Source organism: Aeromonas sp. QDB56 (genome assembly GCF_027705505.1).
In the GTDB taxonomy this organism is placed as follows: domain Bacteria; phylum Pseudomonadota; class Gammaproteobacteria; order Enterobacterales; family Aeromonadaceae; genus Aeromonas; species Aeromonas caviae.
The window spans coordinates 1-1,051 of record NZ_JAPDBZ010000297.1 but is presented as its reverse complement, the minus strand read 5'-3'; the positions used below and the strand labels follow the sequence as shown (position 1 = coordinate 1,051).

The 1,051-nt window shown below is 54.8% G+C and carries 1 pseudogene; it reads right to left on the bottom strand.

Annotation, left to right across the window (positions count from 1 at the left end):
- Positions 1 to 73 precede the first annotated feature (73 nt).
- Positions 74 to 820 (bottom strand): annotated as a pseudogene (gene tapB, locus OKB81_RS20510) (PilB family type IVa pilus assembly ATPase TapB); the annotation flags it as partial.
- Positions 821 to 1,051: the final 231 nt, after the last annotated feature.

Genomic DNA, 1,051 nt, shown 5'->3' with positions numbered 1-1,051 from the left:
AAAGAGAGTAATAGATCAGAACGGCCGATCGCCGTCAAGCACTGAAAATAGCAAAATCAGGTGCGGAATGACGGATGTCGAGCCGCGCCATCACCTTGAGGCGAGCCGCAAAACGGTTCGCCAGGTTCACCGGCGGGGTGGCGATTTCGTGCAGTATGCCGTCGATCCTAAAGCGGATCCGGTACTTTGTCTCATAAGGTTCGAAGTGAAGATCGGACGCGCCGCGCTTGATGGCGTCCATCATGATCTTGTGGATGTACTTGACGATGGGGGCGTCATCGTCGGCCGTATTGACGCTCTCGTCGAGGCGGGAGTTCTCGTCGGAGACCTCGAGTTCCGAGATCTCCGCCTCGTCGATATGGTCCACACCGAGCACGTCCTGCTCGCTCTCCATCAATTTGCCGATGGCGGCGGTCAGCTTGCTCTCCTCGACCAGCAGGGCCTCCGTGTGCAGGCCGAAGCTGAAGCCAAAATCCTCCAGGGCCGACACATTGGTCGGATCCGACATGGCGATATAGAGGGTGTGGCCCTGGGTATAGATGGGTAGAACGTGATGTTTTTCAATCAGCTTTTGATTGAGGTATTTCTGCGGGATCTCGGCGAGATCGAAGGCGGCGAGATCCAGCAGAGGTACCCCATACTCCAGCTCGCAAAAGTCGGCGAGGGTCTTGCTGTCGAGGATGTCGTTTTCAATCAGGAAGGTGACAAAGGGCTTGCGCTGCGCCCTGGCCTGGCTCAGATAGCGCTGTGAGTCAGGCTCACTGAGAAGGGAGGAAGCGGCCAGGCTGGTGGCCAGGCCGCTATTGAGGCTAGAGGTCATGCGTTAGCACATACCAGCTTGAGCGCATGTTCCTTCTGTTCTTGCCCAGTTAACTTGCTTTGAGTCTTCAATCGTACCAGACAAGACAAAGGTGGGGTTTGCTGGATCCAGAGAATCAAAGTCTGCACCGCTTTTAACTTGGATATATACCCCTCCAGGGCGGGATCGTGAATGTTTTTTAACCATGTAAACAGGTTTGACCTCACGATCTGACTATGATCTTATGTGCTC